The sequence below is a fragment of the Anabaena sp. UHCC 0187 genome, assembly GCF_009712035.1.
Classification (GTDB): domain Bacteria; phylum Cyanobacteriota; class Cyanobacteriia; order Cyanobacteriales; family Nostocaceae; genus Dolichospermum.
On sequence record NZ_VILB01000034.1, the window covers coordinates 17,557 to 35,007 of the forward strand.

A 17,451-nucleotide genomic window follows, 5' to 3' on the forward strand; every position below is an offset into this window, starting at 1 on the left:
AGTCCATTTAACATAGGCTTTTGCTCCAATAGATACCAGAGATTTTGCATGAATTTTTACCCCCTCAAACAGAATCAACACCCTAGCGTAATGGAGTAATTAAAATTCAGAAAACTAAAATGGTAGCTTTCTTTGAAATGGATAATCCTGGACGAAATCAGGTTATAAATATTAGAGTTCAAGAAAAACAGCGTAATTTAATTGATTATGCTGCATCAATTCTTGGTAAAACTCGTTCTGATTTCATGCTAGATGTCGCTTGTAGAGAAGCAGAAAAAGTAATTTGCGCTCAAACTTTTTTTGCTTTAGATGAAAAAAAATATCAAGAATTTCTTGATATTTTAGACGCACCACCTAAAGTAGATGAGGAACTACGTAACTTTTTAGCTGCTAAATCACCTTGGGATAAAGAATGGCAGAAATAAAAATTATAGAAGCTCCTCAGCCAATTAATTCTAGCCATGATATATCACAATTCAAATCAAGGTCAGAAACTTTAAATAATTGGTTGAAGGAAAAAGCTTTTAAAAATGAGGGGGATACTGCCAGAACTTATGTAGTAACTTGTGAAAACAAAGTAATCGGTTATTACTGTTTGGCGAGTTCTGGTGTATATCACTCAGTGGCTATTAGAAAAGTCAAGCAAAATGCGCCAGATCCAGTGCCTTGTATGCTTGTTGGTAGGTTAGCGGTTGATGAACTATGGCTTGGGAAAGGTATAGGATCTGGTTTATTAAGAGATGCAATTTTTCGGATTTTACAAGCATCCAAAATTGTTGGAATACGATGTATTTTAGTTCACGCTAAAGATGAAGAAGCTAAACAATTTTATTTAAAACATAAATTTAAACCCTCACCAATAGAACCTTTAACATTAATGTTGCCTTTACAAGATATTGTTGCAAACCTTTAATAACAGAATATATTTTTAGTTGTCGGAGTTTTTTGCTAGTTATACCCAAGAGCGAATGATTTCTCTTCATAAAAAAAGAATTAACAAAGCCATGCCCAAAGAAATATTTCCATCAACCTATGAGTGCGACTGTGGGTATCTGTGTTATTTCTTTGAAAATACAATCAACGAAATGAAGCTGATGAGTGAAAAGAAAAAGACTTTTCTTCGAGACTCTGGAGAGCCAGCACATACTATTGTATTTGATAAAGGACAAATGGTGAATATTGTTTGCCCCAAACGAAATCACAAGGGAACTAAGGGAAGTTCAGTTGACACATCACCCAAATGTGACCCATGGCGCACAAAATCAACAAGTAGGTTTTTGTTGACTGTAATTAAACCCACTAAATGTGATCCATGGATCACATTTTTCCTCAAAACCTGGGCAACACAGTCCCCGTTCCCGCATCCTTTTTAGAACGAACATAGGTCTTAGTCGTATCACTCTTACTATGCCCCAACTGGTCTTGCACCTCAAACAGTGATTTACTATCCACCGCCCGCGACGCGTGAGAATGGCGTAACCAGTGGCAAGAAAACTTCACCTTGGCCACCTCAGATATATCCTGAATCAACTTTTTAATCGCCCGGTCACTCAATGGCAACCCCCGCTTTTTCGGGTCAGGTGACAGATTCGGAAACACTGGCATCTTCTCACCTGCCATCCCCCGGTACTTCTTAAAGATTAGCGAAGTCTGGTGGTCTAAACCAATCTCCCGGTACTTCCCCCCCTTCCCCCGAAACTTAATTGTGTAATAACCCCTGGACCTATCTGACGGTATTGGGTCGGGTTGCCATTTAAAATTGTGCCAATATAAACCCGGATAATCTTCCTTAGGCTGACCCGGTTTATCACCAGGAACCGTCACCCGACCAACCTCACCCACCCGCATCCCACTATAAAAAAGCAAAGAAAAAACCAGCCAGTACTGCTCCCCCAACCGCTGGGCAACATCAGCCAACTGCGCCATCTCCCAATCTTCTAAATAACGCTCTGCCTTCGGTAAGTCACTGAAATTATCGTAATTTATGGTACTGGCAATATTCCGTAAAAAATAGCCAACATTCTCCCCATGACCATAACTCCAAAGAGATCGCAACATCAAAACCTGGTTAGATTTAGTATAAGGGGAAACCTCACCCCAACTAGCAATAAATTCCAGTAACTTTGGTGGCTGAACCAGCCGTAAATCCCGTATATCTTGATTTTCCAACCAAGCGAGTAATTTTTGACCAAAGCGATAGTATTTTCGCTTAGTTTGTTCCCGGTTCTGTGACCCTGCCCAAGCCAAAATCAACTCCTCATCATTTGCTACAGCAGGTGTGCGGTAATAATATTGGCGAATCACCTCCTCTACTAATTCGGCAGTCACAGGTTGAGCCGGATCACGAGATACAACTTTACTAGGGGAGGAAGGGAGAATTTCTACGGGGCTAACCTCAACATTAGTGATATCCATCTGGGAAATAACCATCACATGACAACTAACATCTAGCTTCCTGGAAGTGGCGTTTCAGGAAGCTTTTATTTTATTCTATCTTTATGTGAATGTGCAGATATTGTGCTGATGGGAAAAAATCCCTGATCGTGGTTTGCTCTTGTGTCTGGATAACTTTGTTAATTTTCTACTTGTAAGATGAATTTAGGCTATAGGGTGATACTCAGTTTCCCAATTACCAAGAGGAGAAGAAAGATGAGTAAGTACATTATTTTTAAAGCTGAAGATGCCAACTCTGACCAGTGGGAACAAATGCTATTAGCTCACACAGGCGCTTGTACTGACATTTTGGCTGAACATTACGATGCCTCTAAAAAACCAATTCCCCAACCAGGGTACAGACTGAGAGATTTTCACAAAGTTGAAAAATTTATTGATCCTCAGTTTCCAGGTGCGAGTACCCATAGCAGGGTAGGAGATTGGGAAGTGACAAGGGTTGAGGAATATGTACCCAACTTACCTGTGGGTGGTTTTGAATCGGTAGTTATCTGTTACTGTCACTATTCGCCTGTGATGACTCCATTAGAACCATTACCTAGATTTCAGTTTGTACAGGAACTACAGCAAGTTTAGATTAGCGAGCGATGCCTGCCGTGAGGAAGCAAGCAACGGATACAGGGTAGCCTTTGTCAAGGTATCTCACTTTTTAGCATCGCTCCCACTGTCATAGATAGTTATGGTGCAACGAATCCCGCAGAATTTTTTGCTGTAGCGCAGTAAAATTAATTTATTAATCTATGCTCCAGAGCAGGAGGTAATTATCCAATGGATAACTCACTAAATTATGCAGAAATAATCAAAAAAACAGTGAATGCTGCCACTATTGATCAACCTAGTATTCAAGCAATTAAACTCTATCCAGTTTGTGACGTTGAATCTGGTAATTTTGTTGTTCTTGCTACAGGCTTTGATAAACAACAATGGATGGATAATGTAATATTTCATGCCAGACTCATCGAAAAAGATAACTGTGATCCCCAAATCATCATCGAAGAAGATAACTTTGAGGAAGGATTAGTTGATACACTCATCGAGGCAGGAATCAAAAAAGAAGATATCGTTATCAGTTAACAACAAGCGCGGAAAGCAAGAGGTAATTGTACAATGGATACCATAGAGTCTTATCGGCATATAATTCAGTCGTTGTTGACAGATTACGCTGCTATCCCCATCGCTAATGGGTCGATAGATTGCTACACTGTTTTTGATCCGAAACAAGACCATTATCAGGTCATGAATGTGGGATGGGATGGCCATCGGCGGGTATATGGTTGTGTTTTACATTTGGATATTAAGCAGGGAAAGATTTGGATTGAGCAAAATATGACGGAAATGAGAGTAGCCCAAGAACTTGTGGATCTGGGGGTGGCAAAGGAAGATATTGTGTTAGGGTTTCAAGGTCCGGAAATGCGGCAATATACGGATTATGCAGTTATATAATTTAAGAGAAGGGATAGCGATAAATTTCAGTATGGAAGGTAACAGTATTGTGATTACACCACAAAACGGAAATAACCACGATCCAATAAAATCTTTTCTTCCACAATAGCGATTTTAATAATGCGGCTAGTAGCTAAGTTTATTTTTACTGTATTAATATAATCTTGTATTTCCATTGTTTAACTAGCTATTAAATTCGTATTTATCTGAATAGTATTTTGAGCATTAGTCCACATTTCATAAAATACGCTCCATTCAAAAAAATCTATTTCATCTCCTAATTTACCTGCTTGAAATTCTTGATAGAAGTCACCAGAAGACATTTGATATTTTGTCTCAAAATTCTTTAATTTTTGTTCTAAATCTGAAATATCTTGTTGTGTTGAATTTGCTAACGGTGAAGATAATTTGACATTATTAATTTTGCTTTCTAAAAGCTGCCTTTCTTCTGGGGATAAAGAGAGGATGATTTGAGTGATAGATTCAACTAATTGGGTATTCATAAAACCTCGTGGGAAGTGGGAAACTCAGTCCTTCGACAAGCTCAGGAACCATCCCTTTAGGGCTGAGAGGGAAGCGACTCAAGGGATTTTAATCCCCGTCAATCCTAAAATGCGTAATCATAGCCATCTTTGCGGTGAATGATTTTGCAATATTTATAACTAATACCCTGAACTAATTTTGATGCGGAAATATTGAAAGAACCTGTTGCTCTAACTGCAACACGACCAATATATTTACCGATTTTCTTCCCAGTAGTAACAATTGCTTTCACAATATCACCGGTCTGAAAACCTTTAACAAATTTAATTCTCGGCACATATCGAGATGGAAAACCAAACTTGTCAGTCCGACACATTTGACGAGTTCCATGCCCTGTTGCTTTGATTAGCAAAGGCTTGTTCGTTAAAACTGCCAATTCTCCAATTTGCCCAACACAAGCGGCATCTAGCCAATGAGTTTTAGGAAAGTTTAATCTAGTTCGGTTGAACTTAGTTTGACCACCAGAACCAGTGGAAAGGGGTAAGCCAGTTTCTTTGAGTCGGCTAAACAATGCCCAACGGGTAGAGTTCACAGCCGCCGCATCTTTTAAAGGTCGTTTTGCTTGTGCCAGAATACATTTGAGAAGATCCGGTTTCTTAGCCAGGAAGTCTTTAATATCCTGAGTGCCTTTTTTGATATTGCACTTCTCACAAGCAAGACAAAGATTAGAAATTCGATTAGTGCCACCTCTGGCTTTAGGATGAATATGCTCAACTTGCAAGGGAACATTCTTAATCCCACAGTAAGCACATTTTCTCTGCCATTTTTCTAGTAGATACTCACGGACTTCGTACCCGGACAAAGTGCCTTGCTGATATTCAATACCTGATATTTCTGGATTGTCTATTTGTTGCAGGTCAAATCTGACAAGCTCTTGAGATATGCTTGTGATGGGAGCAAACTTAATAAGTTTGTTGACCCAAGTTAAGGTAGTCTCAACACGATGCTGCAAACTTGGAGCTAACCAATTTTTTGTCCGGGTTCTATTCAAAAATCTGGCTTGACGATAGCGAGTATGGCGGTTTCGTCTCCCCCTGCGGAGTGAGCGACGGGATTCTAGGGAAGCTTTAATTGCATTTCCTCGATGAGAAAGTTCTCCACCAAAAATGATTTTTTTTCCCTGAATCAATGCTATGCCCGTAGTTTTTGAACCGGGATCTATTTTGAGTTCTATTGCTTGGTTAACAATATCTGAGCATGACTTGTTTAAGATGATAGTAAAGGGATACCTCCTAAATACAGCAGCTTTTTCAGAATCCAATAATTTCCTTGCTACCGAGGGATGACAAGGGCTTAAAGGTTGTTTGTTTGTGTCGAGAACTAATGCGTAATTTGACATTTCTGCCTCTCTGATTTCTCAGGTGATGTTCGCTTTGACCTTGTTATCTGAGCTTGTTAGGCTTGCAACACTGTTTCAGTGACTTTAAAACTGTTTAATTACAAACGACAGAGCGGAAAACTAGCGTCGCATTCTCCGGTGTCTTGACTCAAATAACGGCTACCCTAACCTTCGGTATGCTACGCAAACGACTACGCTCAGGGTGGTCTGGTCAGTATAGCTTGCTTGATTACTCTTACAAGCTCAGTGGCTTTAGCCCTGAGTTACTGACTTCCGAACTAATTAAAAACCCCCATCAGGAGTGATATTTTCAAAAATTCAAGATGTCGGAGAAGACCAAATTTGTACAAGTGTTATTATAGCTTGTGAATCAAGATTTGGAGCTAGAAAAAAGAACTTCCAAAAGCTCATATAAAAACTGCGAATTATCTTGGATAGCATAGAAATACTACCCCTGATTCATCAATAAAGAACAATTTTTAACGCTCACTTACTTATATTGGTGGATTAAAGATTCCCAACTTTTATGATAAAATGATTAACCGAGGTAGATTGACCTTAACGGATGGTCGAAACTCCCAACAGTAGAACATCTAGTTAAAAGACGGCTATTTTCGCTATTTTTAATCATTTTGTGCTGCAACACACCCTACCACCAAGTAATACTTAGATTTTGAAAAGGTAAAAAATGGCTTTCAGTAATTTTAAAACTATCGGAGAAGTCCTCACAATATTTCAAGTTACCTACACCGAAGACAATTTTATCAGTGACGTTCCCTTTAATATCACCGACTACTTCCGCGAAGATTTAGAATTAATGATGCGGGATGCTGTTGTTGATAACTCAGAATTTGCTATCTGTGAAAACTTAATTTATCCCGTTCTTAAAGAAGTTTGGAAAACATACCGCCAACATTTTATTTTATGGAGTCATCAATCCTTAAACTACGATGAAAAATTATCAAGATTTCCTGAATATATTTTAGCTAAACGTTCCCCATTAGGAAAAGTTGTTTTTGACAAACCATACTTTATCTTAGTAGAAGCCAAACAAGACAACTTTGAGGCAGGTTGGGCGCAATGTTTAGCAGAAATGATTGCTGCTCAAAGATTAAATGGAGAGTATCAAATCATTATTTGGGGGATTGTTTCTAATGGCGCAACATGGCAATTTGGTAAACTAGAAGATAATAAGTTTACCAAAAATATGACTCCTTTTACAATTTATGAACTAGATAAATTATTCGCGGCTGTTAATTTTATATTTAAACAATCTGAATTACAGCTAAATAATTTAGTTTTATCTGCTGCTTAACTGTAGGGATTTCCAAAAATAAAACATTCTCTAGAATATCTACTTCAAACTTATTAATCTTTTTTATGTCTATCCAAATCTACGGAATACCGAACTGCGGAACTTGCAGAAAAGCTTTCAAGTGGCTTCAAGAAAATGGTATTGACTATGAGTTCATTAACACCAAAGAAACTCCCCCAACTCGTGAGATGGTTCAAAATTGGGTAACGTCTTTGGGTTCTGCGGGTATGCGAAATACTTCTGGTCAATCCTACCGGGCTTTAGGTGATGACAAGAAGAATTGGATAGATGAGCAATGGATTGAGGCATTTAGCAAAGATGTAATGCTGCTCAAACGCCCCCTTTTCCTCAAAGATGGAACGGCTGTGCTGATAGGCTTTAAAGATAAAAATGAAGTAGTAAGGCAAAAGTTGGGACTTTAATTTTGCTGGTTTTTACTTTACTTAATCCTGAAAACCTGACCTTTAGGAATAAAAGGTAATCGGCAACCTACAGGAATTAAAAAAGCGTGTTCTCGACGAATATGTAAATTATCGCAATAGCCATCAGTAATAATTAGCAATGGTCCATTTTTCGGGAAATCCTCCGCTGTTGCCAACAAATCAATACCTGGTTGTAAAACAGTACCACCTCTACCCTTGACTTGAACTCTATCGGCTAGAGATTCTGGTGTTAAATAACCTTGATCATAAGCAAAAGCATCACAGAAAACAACCCGCACCAAAGAAACATCATGGGAAATACTATAACTGGCGATAGCGAAGCGCTCCGTAGGAATCGCTCCTAATGCCTTTGCCAATAACTCCCTATCCATTGAACCAGAAGTATCTAAAACTACCCCAAATGTGCGACCTTCTTCATTATCACTATCCGGTACATAACGAGGACGAGGAATATCAGGAGTCGCAGATTGACGGCGACTGAGACGAGCGTAAGACCTGACTTTAATTAAAGGAGAAAAATGATCATCAAACCACTTAGCCAATTCCACATCCCAAGGGATTGGCGGATAACTCAAAGCCCGAATTTCTTCAATTAAACCTGCTGGGAGAAAACCCCGATTTTGTTCATGGTGATATACAAGTCCCTGACTCAGACAACGGCGATAAAACTCATCCAATCCCACACCATCGCCATAAGTCCACCAATCGGCTTTTCCTGGTTCTAAAATGTCACATTGTCCGATTCCCCGCAAGGTAGATAGTTTGCGATAGAGGCGTAAATCTTTAACTATTTGGTCATAAATTGACTCCGCTGATAAATTCTTTAAATCAGGGTCGTGTAACACCCCAATGTGAGGTAATTCACCTATTCCCATTTCTAACAACCAAGAATTAATCACATAATCACAAGCAACATTCCACAAATAAGGATCTCTTCCCTGACAGCGAGTATCATGTCTAAGTCCGGCGTGTAACAATTCATGAGCCATCACAAATCGGCATTCTTCACCATTTAATCCAGCAGCAGGATTGATAAAAATTTGTTTATTTTGGACATCAATTGCAGCTACAGAAATATCCAGACGTTGACAAATTAAGGGATCTTCAATAATCTCAAAATTAGTTGCTAAAGCTCCCAGTAGAGGATAGCTATTGATAAACCAAGCCTTAGCTCTTTGTCCAGGAGTATCATTTTTGTTCTGCACACCCAACAAAGGTTCGCGTCCGGCGGCTACATTTACCGCATTGGTAACGGCTCTTGTTAATCCTGCTCCAAAAACAGTTTGCCAGTCAAAACCCCGACCAAAATAGTTACTTTGGACAGGTTCTATAATCATATCCACAAAGTTATCACCAGGAAGACCACGCTCACAAAATTCCTGATACAAACTTTCTTCATTTCGGTTAGAAACATTGAGAGAAAAAAGGTATTCTTCTGGGATATATCCTAACTTTAAATCGGCAAGAAACTTAGCAATAAAATAATTACAAGCGGCGTTCCATTCACGAGGATGTGTGCGTTTTTGGAAATGACCAAAACCCAGATGCAAGAGACAATGAGCTAATACATAAACCCATTCTTCTGGAGAACCCCGTCGCGTCGGATGTACGTGAATAGCGCCATTACTGGTGACTACAGCCCAACCCTGTGGTGGACAATGGTTGCCCGACTGACGATTAATGTTAGCGTGGCAGAGTAACGGTGCAAAAATGGGATGCTCTCTGAGGATGTCACATCCCTGCCCAAATTGTAATGTGGCAATATCTGTTTGCTTCTTTTTACGTGCCATTTTCTTTTTTGACTAAACGTGGCAAGTCTCTCACTATTTCTACCATCAACCAACTAGGTAAAGCATCTCCTTTTTCAGGTTCCGAAACAACCATTTGGGCAATTTCAAAGCTGATAGCCGCTAAATCTTTGAGTAGTCCTTTGGCGCGATGAGCTAAGTCTTTATGACTACCTGTAATTGCTTGACGTTCTTGGGGTAATTCTTTGATGAGTTGAGCGCGGAATGATTGAGCTAAAAAATAGAGGACATCTCTAGTGTGTTAATTTTGACAGGTAAACCAGGGATTTCCTTCATGCAGAAAGTGTGATAAAAAAAAGAATGCCTAAAAGCCCATAAAAAGGTTTTACGGAAACCAAACAAGCAGAATGAAGGTAATAGGGGAATGGAAGGATTTAAAAGTTCAGAAAGCCGATTAGTCCGGCTATTTCAAAAAGGTCGGGAACAGTGGAGAAAAAGAGCCGCAGAAAAACAGAAAAAAATGCGAGGAATGGAAATCAAGATCAGAGACTTAAGTGCAAGTCGAGACCTTTGGAAATCGAAAGCACTATCAGCACAACAGCAAAAAGAGCAGTTGGAACAAGAATTAGAAAATTTAAAAAAAAACTGAATTTGACAAATTAAAAAAACAAAATAATCATGTAACCGAATTAAGAAATCAAGAGCTAGAAGAGTTAAGACCCAAAGGGCATAGTTATTTAGTTTGTGTCATAGAAACAGCAATTAAATTCTTAATAACGGGCTTAAATAGCCTGAGAGGGATTGAAAAAAATTTTCAAATATTAACAGAACATTGGATATTTTCAACACCTAATTTTAATACGATACGACAATGGTCATTACGATTGGGATTGTATGAGTTTAATCGTAAAAAAGAATATCGGGAGGATTGGATATTTATTTTAGATATGACCATAGAGTTAGGAGCAGCCAAATGTTTAGTTGTTTTAGGTATATCTCAAGAAAAATTTACCCGAATTGTTAAGGAAGAGGTGAGAAGTTTACAACATGAAGATGTCGAAGTCCTCAGTTTAGAAATCATGGATAAATCACCTGGTACGGTGATATTAGAAAAGTTAAAAAAATTAGCAGAATGTGTAGGAACACCTGTACAAATAATATCAGACTGGGGCAGTGATATCAAGAAAGGAATAAATTTATATAAAGAAGAGAATCCGGGAGTTATTCTTACTTATGATATTACCCATAAAATGGCTAATCTCCTTAAAAAAGAGCTATTACCAGATGAGAACTTTAAAACCTTTCTGCGACAATGCAGCTTGACTCGTCAAAAAGTTCAGCAGACAAAATTATATTTTCTTATCCCTCCTAAACAAAGAACTAAGGCTCGTTATCATAACGTTGATGTTTTGATAGAATGGGCAATAAAAGTCATAGAATATGAAAAACACCAAGATTTTTCTCAAATTAGCACTACCTATAATTTAGACGATAAAGCACTATTTTTACTAAGCTTTACTTTGGATGTAGATATTTTAAATATTCTCAAAAATCTCACACCATTCGTTTATAAAAACCGTCAGGAATTTACTGAAGCTCTTATGAAACATTTAGGAAAAGAATTGTGCGTTGTTCATGGAGAAATTATTTGTCAACATTCTGATTTAGGACGGAGAAGTTTTTATCATAAATTTGGTTGGCTCTTTAATTATGAACAAGATCTTGATACGTATACCGAAATATTTACTCAAATTCATTCTGTGCAAAAACAACTAAAAACTCAAGGTTTACATTCTGAATCTCTAAAAGAATGGTTAAAAACTATCTCCATTGATTCTCTGACACCAAAAGGACAAAAATTTCATGAAAAAATGATTGCATATTTAACATTTGAAACTAATCAAATTCCGGTAGGTCAAATTCTACTTGGTACTAGTGATATTGTTGAATCCCTCTTCGGTAAATATAAATTCTTTGCAGCTAGACGACCTCTTAAAGATATTGGTGCTAGTATTTTATTGATTCCTCTCTTTACGCTCAAAATTACCACAAGTTCCGTAAAACAGGCAATGGAATCTATTCGTTTTATAGATGTTATTTCTTGGACTGAATCTATTTTTGGTTCTTCCATGCTCTCCCAAAGACGAAACCTTAAATTCGCGAATATTTCTGACACAGAACCTGCATGAAGTCTTATGGGTAAAGGATTCACAGAATTAACACACTAGGACATCTCTATCTTCTGGGAGATGTGGCCAGGTAATTTCACCTTTAAGAATTGCTGTGAGTTGGTATTTGCTTTTAATTTGTTTGATAAAACCTTTGAATTGGGTGCCATGATGGGGAGAAAGACACCCCATAGCGAGAACTTCTAGCCAATGATCTGTGAGGCGATAGCGAAGCGCTCCGCAGGAATCGCCATATTCATGAAGGGTATCACTTAACATATGCCAAGAGCGAGGAGTGGAAAAAGGTTCTTCATGTTTAGGAGGTTGACTCCATAGATGATCTGGACAAGTTTGAATATATTCAATTACCCAAGGATGAATATCATGATTTTTTGCCCAATCTAACCAGTCTCGATGGGAAACTTTTAAATGAACATGAACCATACGATTTAGCAAAGGTGAAGACATGGGTTTCACAATTGCACTATCTTGAGCGCGATTACCCGCACCAATGACAATTGAATCTTTGGGGAGATGATATTCACCAATTCTGCGTTCATGAATCAGGCTATAAAATGCTTTCTGTACTTCATGAGAACAAGCGTTAAGTTCATCCAAAAACAGACAATAGGGTTCTTCTCGGGCAATCATTCTGGGTGGGCAGAAGCGACTTGTTCCATCTATAATCTGCGGCACACCAATTAAGTCTTCTGGTGCTAGTTGACTACCCAGGAGTGAAACGCAAGGTATTCCCACTTCCGCCGCAAATGCTTCTACTAACGATGATTTACCGATTCCTGGCGCTCCCCAAATAAATACGGGTCGCACTACTGCTACATTCAGCAGAAATTCTGAGAGTTGTTTTTGGGTGACTGTAATTGCTGGGTTCATTCTTAACTCACGAAAACTGCTGTTAATTAACCCCAATTTGGGGATTATTTTAAATTCGCTTTATTATTGATCTAACTCTAACAATACCTTTAGCAAAATCCTGAAATCCTATTGATATCGTAACAGTTTTATTGGTTTTGAGACCTATATTTAGCAAGTTTGCGAAGGTATTGCTCTAAAAATAAAAATTCTAACCTGCTTTTTTCACAAGTCCGTGATTACACTTCTTATAATCTTTACCAAAAAAAGGGAACTCTTAACTCTTCAGTGGAAACAGAAAGTATCCTGTTCTGTGTTCTCTAAAACACTCATTTGCACCAGTTTAAAGTTCAGTCAAAAGAAAGATGTTTTTGAGATGCGTAGCCCTAAAAAAACGGCAGTGCTGATAGCCTGCGTGGCGTATCCCTGCGGGAGCCGGAGGCATCAGCCATATTGAGGTATGAAATTCGCAAATTGAACCTTTAAAACTCTTATACCTTTGCGTCTTTGCGCCTTTGCGTGAAACTAAAATTCATACCCTTAATCAGCAACGCCAAAAAACAGTGTCAATATTTCAAACTCATGTTTAAAAACATGAGTTTTTCCTGTTTCCCGTTCCCTCTCAACCAGAATATGGTTTGGGAATTTTTAACAGGTTATTTTTTGATGCTGTGTGAAAAACTGGAATCTAAACTTTATCAGGCTTTTAAAATTGTGGGGAGAAATCCGAGAGTTCACCTCGCACCCTTACCTCTTGTTGAAAATCCCATTTCTTCGTTCAGTATTTCACTACCTTGAGACGCAAATGCACATCCGCTTTTCTCAATGCTACGCTGATCAGTAAACCAAAAAGTTTTTCCCAAAGAGCGGTTTTTACGGAGTGCTGACGCTATTGATACAGACGCAGCAAGCATTACCAACAAAAGACGATAGACATTTATGTGCTATATAACACCAGATATATAATAAATAGTTATAGTAATTTGCACTGGGTCAAAATATGAAATGATGAACGTAGTGTGTAGCATATTGGGTGAAAAAATTGACTGTTTCATCTCTAACAAAAGCCAAGCAGGGGGAGTCTACAGAAGAACTCGTTTTAACCGACTCAGAAACCCTTGATCAAGTTATTCAGTGTTTAGTAGAGAATTTTTCCATTACAACTCAAGGAGCCTGTGACCAAAAAACTTTATTCGAGATTATGGTCAAAGCAGCCAGCACTGGAGATAGTATTGAAAACACAGCTAAATTGTTAAAAAATATTCCGACAGCTAATGATATTAGATATCATCTCAATAAAATTAATAATTTTGAGGAATTAGAAGCGCAAATAAATCAAGCATTAAAAAGTCGAATTCCTTTAGGATTAAAAAAGGGGTGTTTGAAAATAGCGATTGATTTAAATTTAATTTGTTATTATGGTAAACCAACATCATCAGAATTTGTGACTTGCACCATAAAATAAGCTTTTAGCTCGCTTTATGCTTCAGGAAGTAGGTATTCATTTTATGCTTCTCTCCTCATTAAAGTAGAGAACTAATTTTTCCCATGTATTACAGGGGTACAGCCGGGATATCTGCAAAATGGGACATGATGTAAAGTTTTGTAAATTTAATTTTTCAAAACTCCTGATTTACGGTTGTTTCAGCCTCCTCCTAAACTTGCTTATTCAAATGAAAACATCCCCAAAAAGAGTCATTTATGGGCAAGTTTGAGAGGCTGAACCGCGTAAAAAGTTGATTTTAGTGTGCAAAAGTTGAATGTTTCTTTACCATTTTCGGGCAAGTTAGTAAATCACTAAATTTGTTTCTGCAACATTTATTTACAACGTGTCCCATTTTACCCTTATCCCAGCTAGACCCCTAAATCGCACGCGAACCACTTCTCCTTTTCCACATCCCGTGAAAAGTCAGAATTGGCTTTTACCTGTATATCTTTAACCCGAACTCAGATTAAAGAACATTTGAAAAAAAGCGGATTCCTGGAGTAAACATATACTCGCCCCCCGTTGCTACTACCCAACCACCCGGAATTGGCAAGTCAAACCTATTAGTGCCATTTACCAAAGAAATTTTAGTATTACGTGCAGTACTGATGATTGGATCTACACCTCCATCAGCATGGGGCTTATTTGCTTCGTTTACCCAGTCATTCATTAAAAACTCGAACTGGTTAACGATTGATGTTTGGAATGCAACGAACAAAAGACCTCTCTCAGCTTGAGGTTGATCTATTTCTGGGCCAAAGGTAATACCGCGTCGAAGGAGTAACTTCTGAAAAGTTCGTTCCTTTGAACCAATATCTGTGGCATCATCCCTGGGGTTGACCTTGCGAATGTGTGCTGCGAAAGGACAAATTAGTCCGTTTGGATCGGGTAAGTTGAGCGGATATGGATCGTTCGGTAACGATACGGTCGTTGCTTCAGTAAAAGTGAAATAGTTCTCACCTAAGTTTTGTTCTCCACGATCAACATTGGGATCGCGCATTACTGGCCATCCAGATGCCCATCGACCGACAAGCAACGCACCAAGCCGCTCTGGAGTGAGTCCTGGATCAAAACCATTTTGACGTAGAGTTTCAGATGCTTCAGCAAGGAATGTACGAAACGCTTGCACGTCTTGGGATAATCTCCGATAGACTAAGAACGAGCCATTCACTGCCCAAGCAGGTCCAGGAGGCTCAGAGTTTGGACGACTCGACTCTGGCTCATCACGGTTTTGTCTCAAGTAGCCAAACAAGAAATGACCTGGCCATACTAGAGGACGACCAGGTGCAGCAAATCTACTGCGGTAGATATCGAATGCTGAATCTTCTGGCCATGTGCGTGGCTCGATAAAATCATCTGGTGCGGTGGATCTGCGCCCTCTAATTGCTGGATGCGAAATGCCATCCTTAAAACCGAAGTGCTCATGCCCAGACAGTTTGCCGGGTCGAACTCGACCTCGATCAACGTGAATTAGCTGTAGTCCCTGTTGCTGTGCTGAGGTGATAAGTTCCTCTTCATATCTCACCGCCCAATCAAAATCATCAGTTGCGAGAATGAGAAGTACATCTGGACGACGAAAACCAGCCCCAAATATCCAATTTTCTGGCGCGCCTGGTTCACCACTGCCCCGAGGAGGGTCGCCAATGGAGGCGGCTCTCTCCTCAAGCCCTAGTTTGAAAGCTGGATCGTCGAACTTCTCAATACCTGGTACCCCAAGTTTCACTAGTCCTTGTGCTGAAATTGCACAGTTGAGAAACAAGAAGTCAAGATTGTTAGGTTCGTGTCCCAATTTTAAACGCATCGCCTTCCACATACTGTGAGCAGCAAGAACCTCTCTGGCTGTCCACAGCCGTGGAGCGAGTGACTTGAGCCACAGTCGTGCTGGCTCTGGATTAACAATTTGAAAGAACAGGAAGTGCTGGCTATCCTTCTTGAAGCCTGGCAGGACATTGCCTTGGATATCGTCAAAATCTAAGACTGGCTCTTCAAGCATTACATCTCTCCACGTGTTCTGTTTGTGTTCATGCGGCTAGGCATACCACTAAACGCAGTTACTGCACTTGAAGGAGTTACAGCCACCAGAGTTGGTAATGGAAATGGAGATGTACCCGTGCAACCAATCGCTCGCGGCAAGGGAATTTGTTGTGGCTCACTTACTAAAACTCCGACACGCACATTGATACGACCTGCAATCTGGGCACCAAAATCAATTTGCTCACCGCCAATTTTTATATCCGAAACTGTGTAGTTCTTGCTTTCAGGTACTGAGTACACAGCGCGAACAATATAGGATTTATTTGGATCGGCATCCTGTGAGCCTCGTAATACGGTCCAGAATGTATCGGCTAAAGTTCCATCAGGAGTTTCCCAGCCATTCCAATCAACATCACTCATATACAATCCAACTGGATTTTCAATAGTAATGAAGCGATTTTCCCTCGAAAACTTGTTGATGGCATCTCCAATACGCGGATCACTCTGACGTGCTTCATCACCATACCGGCCACAGCGAATTAGTCCTTGTGCATCTGTAATTGGGTTACCAAGACCATTAATTCGCAAGATACAAGACCGGGACACAATGTTCACCTGTGCACCAAGCGTGTTGTTTGGTTGTTGCATATGTACGGCAAATTCGTTGTTATAACGGTTGTACCAGTCATATTCACCACGGCTGTCAACTAAATCATCAATTGTAATTGATTGAATCCCAGTGATCTTGCGATAGACATCTACTAATAGATCGCGTGACTCCTGTGAAGTATAAAACATGAAATTATAATATTCTGGAGGCTCACTTGTGAAGATAACTTCTATAATCTTGTTGTCAGCGTTACGTTTGACAATCCACTCGCAGTATTCATCTTGAATTCGGGTGATAGTAGATGGGTCTCCAGGAAATTCTTGCCGTTCATCCAGATAGGAATATTTTTCTTTTGTATTGTTGAATTGCTCATCAAAACTTGTTGGAAGTGCTGACCAAATAACATTCTTAATTTCTGAAGGGGACAAAATAGGCATTGATGCTGGATTGTATACGCGCAAATCACTGTCAGATCTTCCCCATGTTTGCAGTTCTTCCAAAGCTGAACGTACTCTATCATTTGGTTTTCCATAAAGATGGGTTTCATACAAATCATTAATGAATAAACCCCATGAGTCCTTTAAACCAGGAACACTTTCAAAATCAGTCAATTTTGCGGTTGGCTCGAATACCCACATTTTCAATGCTCCTTTAGATCTGTTGAACAAGACGAATTACAATGCTAAGAAAATTAATTAAATAAAATTGTCACATCTTTTAATGTTTACTCAGTTAATAACAATCTCATCTTTAAGGTAAGAGGTACATTTTTGCAGCATAAACAAGACTTAAACCCATACAGGACAAAGAAATACACCGAAGACTCAAAAATGCTTTAAATCCAAATCGATCGTAAGAACAGCATTTAATTGCATATTAGCAGCATTACTAAATTTACACTAGTAGTCAAGCCTAAGAAAATCTAAAATTTATAGGGGAGCAACGCGATTTTGTGAAGTCATGGTTTAATTCTCAATTACCACGGGTTATTCTCAATAAATAGGTCTTGATTTTCCCATTTTCATCTCTTTTAGGTAGCGATTCCTACGGAGCGCTTCGCT

General features: G+C 39.1%; 19 protein-coding genes. 11 read left to right on the forward strand and 8 right to left on the reverse strand.

The window, feature by feature from the left end:
• The first annotated feature begins 119 nt into the window (after window positions 1–119).
• Together FJR11_RS22175 and FJR11_RS22180 are read left to right on the forward strand one after the other, a co-directional pair.
• Complete coding sequence (locus FJR11_RS22175; protein ID WP_168507674.1) at window positions 120–425, forward strand: DUF1778 domain-containing protein; 306 nt, start codon at window positions 120–122, stop codon at window positions 423–425.
• On the forward strand, window positions 413–913 hold the full coding sequence (locus tag FJR11_RS22180) for a GNAT family N-acetyltransferase (RefSeq protein ID WP_168507676.1): 501 nt from the start codon (window positions 413–415) through the stop codon (window positions 911–913). Before FJR11_RS22175 ends, FJR11_RS22180 begins: the two co-directional genes overlap by 13 nt.
• A gap of 416 nt (window positions 914–1,329) precedes the next feature.
• Here FJR11_RS22180 and FJR11_RS23355 read toward each other — a convergent pair whose 3' ends face one another.
• On the reverse strand, window positions 1,330–2,430 hold the full coding sequence (locus FJR11_RS23355) for a site-specific integrase (protein ID WP_254444824.1): 1,101 nt from the start codon (window positions 2,428–2,430) through the stop codon (window positions 1,330–1,332).
• Window positions 2,431–2,649: 219 nt separating this feature from the next.
• Between FJR11_RS23355 and FJR11_RS22190 the strand changes: the two genes are divergently transcribed.
• The 4 genes from FJR11_RS22190 to FJR11_RS22205 all read left to right on the forward strand — a co-directional run bounded on the left by FJR11_RS22190 (window position 2,650) and on the right by FJR11_RS22205 (window position 3,894).
• Window positions 2,650–3,027, forward strand: coding sequence for a hypothetical protein (locus tag FJR11_RS22190; protein ID WP_168507678.1), 378 nt, complete (start codon window positions 2,650–2,652; stop codon window positions 3,025–3,027).
• A 63-nt stretch (window positions 3,028–3,090) separates the two neighbouring features.
• Window positions 3,091–3,174 carry a zinc-dependent peptidase gene (locus tag FJR11_RS23955; protein WP_371417608.1) on the forward strand — a complete coding sequence of 28 codons (84 nt, stop codon included), beginning with the start codon at window positions 3,091–3,093 and terminating at the stop codon, window positions 3,172–3,174.
• A gap of 45 nt (window positions 3,175–3,219) precedes the next feature.
• The gene (locus tag FJR11_RS22200; protein ID WP_168507680.1) at window positions 3,220–3,525 is read left to right on the forward strand and encodes an element excision factor XisI family protein; all 306 of its coding nucleotides are present in this window, start codon (window positions 3,220–3,222) and stop codon (window positions 3,523–3,525) included.
• A gap of 33 nt (window positions 3,526–3,558) precedes the next feature.
• On the forward strand, window positions 3,559–3,894 hold the full coding sequence (locus tag FJR11_RS22205) for a XisI protein (RefSeq protein ID WP_168507682.1): 336 nt from the start codon (window positions 3,559–3,561) through the stop codon (window positions 3,892–3,894).
• 53 nt (window positions 3,895–3,947) lie between these two features.
• Here the strand turns inward: FJR11_RS22205 and FJR11_RS23805 are convergent, their stop codons facing one another.
• The 3 genes from FJR11_RS23805 to iscB all read right to left on the reverse strand — a co-directional run bounded on the left by FJR11_RS23805 (window position 3,948) and on the right by iscB (window position 5,776).
• The gene (locus FJR11_RS23805; protein WP_256366784.1) at window positions 3,948–4,070 is read right to left on the reverse strand and encodes a hypothetical protein; all 123 of its coding nucleotides are present in this window, start codon (window positions 4,068–4,070) and stop codon (window positions 3,948–3,950) included.
• Window positions 4,071–4,073: 3 nt separating this feature from the next.
• Window positions 4,074–4,397 carry a hypothetical protein gene (locus tag FJR11_RS22210; protein WP_053539606.1) on the reverse strand — a complete coding sequence of 108 codons (324 nt, stop codon included), beginning with the start codon at window positions 4,395–4,397 and terminating at the stop codon, window positions 4,074–4,076.
• Window positions 4,398–4,501: 104 nt separating this feature from the next.
• Window positions 4,502–5,776: an RNA-guided endonuclease IscB gene (iscB, locus tag FJR11_RS22215; RefSeq protein ID WP_168507684.1), complete on the reverse strand. Its 1,275-nt coding sequence runs from the start codon at window positions 5,774–5,776 to the stop codon at window positions 4,502–4,504.
• 688 nt (window positions 5,777–6,464) lie between these two features.
• Between iscB and FJR11_RS22220 the strand changes: the two genes are divergently transcribed.
• Both FJR11_RS22220 and FJR11_RS22225 read left to right on the forward strand, forming a co-directional pair.
• Window positions 6,465–7,091, forward strand: a complete 627-nt coding sequence (locus FJR11_RS22220; protein ID WP_168507686.1) for a hypothetical protein — start codon at window positions 6,465–6,467, stop codon at window positions 7,089–7,091.
• Between the two features lie 65 nt (window positions 7,092–7,156).
• On the forward strand, window positions 7,157–7,513 hold the full coding sequence (locus FJR11_RS22225) for a Spx/MgsR family RNA polymerase-binding regulatory protein (RefSeq protein ID WP_168507688.1): 357 nt from the start codon (window positions 7,157–7,159) through the stop codon (window positions 7,511–7,513).
• Between the two features lie 17 nt (window positions 7,514–7,530).
• On the opposite strand, the gene FJR11_RS22230 is transcribed toward FJR11_RS22225, so the two are convergent.
• Window positions 7,531–9,324 (reverse strand): peptidase, encoded by a 1,794-nt coding sequence (locus FJR11_RS22230; protein WP_168507690.1) that lies wholly within the window; start codon window positions 9,322–9,324, stop codon window positions 7,531–7,533.
• Between the two features lie 382 nt (window positions 9,325–9,706).
• On the opposite strand from FJR11_RS22230, the gene FJR11_RS22240 reads away from it, so the two are divergent.
• Complete coding sequence (locus FJR11_RS22240) at window positions 9,707–9,931, forward strand: hypothetical protein (protein WP_168507692.1); 225 nt, start codon at window positions 9,707–9,709, stop codon at window positions 9,929–9,931.
• A 298-nt stretch (window positions 9,932–10,229) separates the two neighbouring features.
• Window positions 10,230–11,471 (forward strand): hypothetical protein, encoded by a 1,242-nt coding sequence (locus FJR11_RS23365; RefSeq protein ID WP_174763172.1) that lies wholly within the window; start codon window positions 10,230–10,232, stop codon window positions 11,469–11,471.
• A gap of 27 nt (window positions 11,472–11,498) precedes the next feature.
• Here the strand turns inward: FJR11_RS23365 and FJR11_RS22250 are convergent, their stop codons facing one another.
• Window positions 11,499–12,341, reverse strand: a complete 843-nt coding sequence (locus FJR11_RS22250) for an AAA family ATPase (protein WP_254444825.1) — start codon at window positions 12,339–12,341, stop codon at window positions 11,499–11,501.
• Between the two features lie 1,021 nt (window positions 12,342–13,362).
• Here FJR11_RS22250 and FJR11_RS22255 point away from each other — a divergent pair.
• Window positions 13,363–13,785, forward strand: coding sequence for a hypothetical protein (locus FJR11_RS22255; protein ID WP_254444826.1), 423 nt, complete (start codon window positions 13,363–13,365; stop codon window positions 13,783–13,785).
• Window positions 13,786–14,272: 487 nt separating this feature from the next.
• Here FJR11_RS22255 and FJR11_RS22260 read toward each other — a convergent pair whose 3' ends face one another.
• Both FJR11_RS22260 and FJR11_RS22265 read right to left on the reverse strand, forming a co-directional pair.
• A complete protein-coding gene (locus FJR11_RS22260; RefSeq protein ID WP_168507694.1) occupies window positions 14,273–15,799 on the reverse strand; it encodes a Dyp-type peroxidase in 1,527 nt (508 codons plus the stop codon).
• On the reverse strand, window positions 15,799–17,028 hold the full coding sequence (locus FJR11_RS22265; protein WP_168507696.1) for a hypothetical protein: 1,230 nt from the start codon (window positions 17,026–17,028) through the stop codon (window positions 15,799–15,801). The genes FJR11_RS22260 and FJR11_RS22265 overlap by 1 nt, the downstream gene beginning before the upstream one ends.
• Window positions 17,029–17,451 lie beyond the last annotated feature (423 nt).

Excerpts from the sequence above, each read along its gene's own strand:
- FJR11_RS22175 (WP_168507674.1), top strand. The coding sequence starts at position 120 with ATGGTAGCTTTCTTTGAAATGGATAATCCTGGACGAAATCAGGTTATA.
- FJR11_RS23805 (WP_256366784.1), bottom strand. The coding sequence starts at position 4,070 with ATGGAAATACAAGATTATATTAATACAGTAAAAATAAACTTAGCTACT.
- FJR11_RS22265 (WP_168507696.1), bottom strand. The coding sequence starts at position 17,028 with ATGTGGGTATTCGAGCCAACCGCAAAATTGACTGATTTTGAAAGTGTT.
- FJR11_RS23355 (WP_254444824.1), bottom strand. The coding sequence starts at position 2,430 with ATGGTTATTTCCCAGATGGATATCACTAATGTTGAGGTTAGCCCCGTA.
- FJR11_RS23365 (WP_174763172.1), top strand. The coding sequence starts at position 10,230 with ATGACCATAGAGTTAGGAGCAGCCAAATGTTTAGTTGTTTTAGGTATA.
- FJR11_RS22250 (WP_254444825.1), bottom strand. The coding sequence starts at position 12,341 with ATGAACCCAGCAATTACAGTCACCCAAAAACAACTCTCAGAATTTCTG.
- FJR11_RS22240 (WP_168507692.1), top strand. The coding sequence starts at position 9,707 with ATGGAAGGATTTAAAAGTTCAGAAAGCCGATTAGTCCGGCTATTTCAA.
- iscB (WP_168507684.1), bottom strand. The coding sequence starts at position 5,776 with ATGTCAAATTACGCATTAGTTCTCGACACAAACAAACAACCTTTAAGC.
- FJR11_RS22210 (WP_053539606.1), bottom strand. The coding sequence starts at position 4,397 with ATGAATACCCAATTAGTTGAATCTATCACTCAAATCATCCTCTCTTTA.
- FJR11_RS22190 (WP_168507678.1), top strand. The coding sequence starts at position 2,650 with ATGAGTAAGTACATTATTTTTAAAGCTGAAGATGCCAACTCTGACCAG.
- FJR11_RS22205 (WP_168507682.1), top strand. The coding sequence starts at position 3,559 with ATGGATACCATAGAGTCTTATCGGCATATAATTCAGTCGTTGTTGACA.
- FJR11_RS22200 (WP_168507680.1), top strand. The coding sequence starts at position 3,220 with ATGGATAACTCACTAAATTATGCAGAAATAATCAAAAAAACAGTGAAT.
- FJR11_RS22260 (WP_168507694.1), bottom strand. The coding sequence starts at position 15,799 with ATGCTTGAAGAGCCAGTCTTAGATTTTGACGATATCCAAGGCAATGTC.
- FJR11_RS22230 (WP_168507690.1), bottom strand. The coding sequence starts at position 9,324 with ATGGCACGTAAAAAGAAGCAAACAGATATTGCCACATTACAATTTGGG.
- FJR11_RS22180 (WP_168507676.1), top strand. The coding sequence starts at position 413 with ATGGCAGAAATAAAAATTATAGAAGCTCCTCAGCCAATTAATTCTAGC.
- FJR11_RS22225 (WP_168507688.1), top strand. The coding sequence starts at position 7,157 with ATGTCTATCCAAATCTACGGAATACCGAACTGCGGAACTTGCAGAAAA.
- FJR11_RS22220 (WP_168507686.1), top strand. The coding sequence starts at position 6,465 with ATGGCTTTCAGTAATTTTAAAACTATCGGAGAAGTCCTCACAATATTT.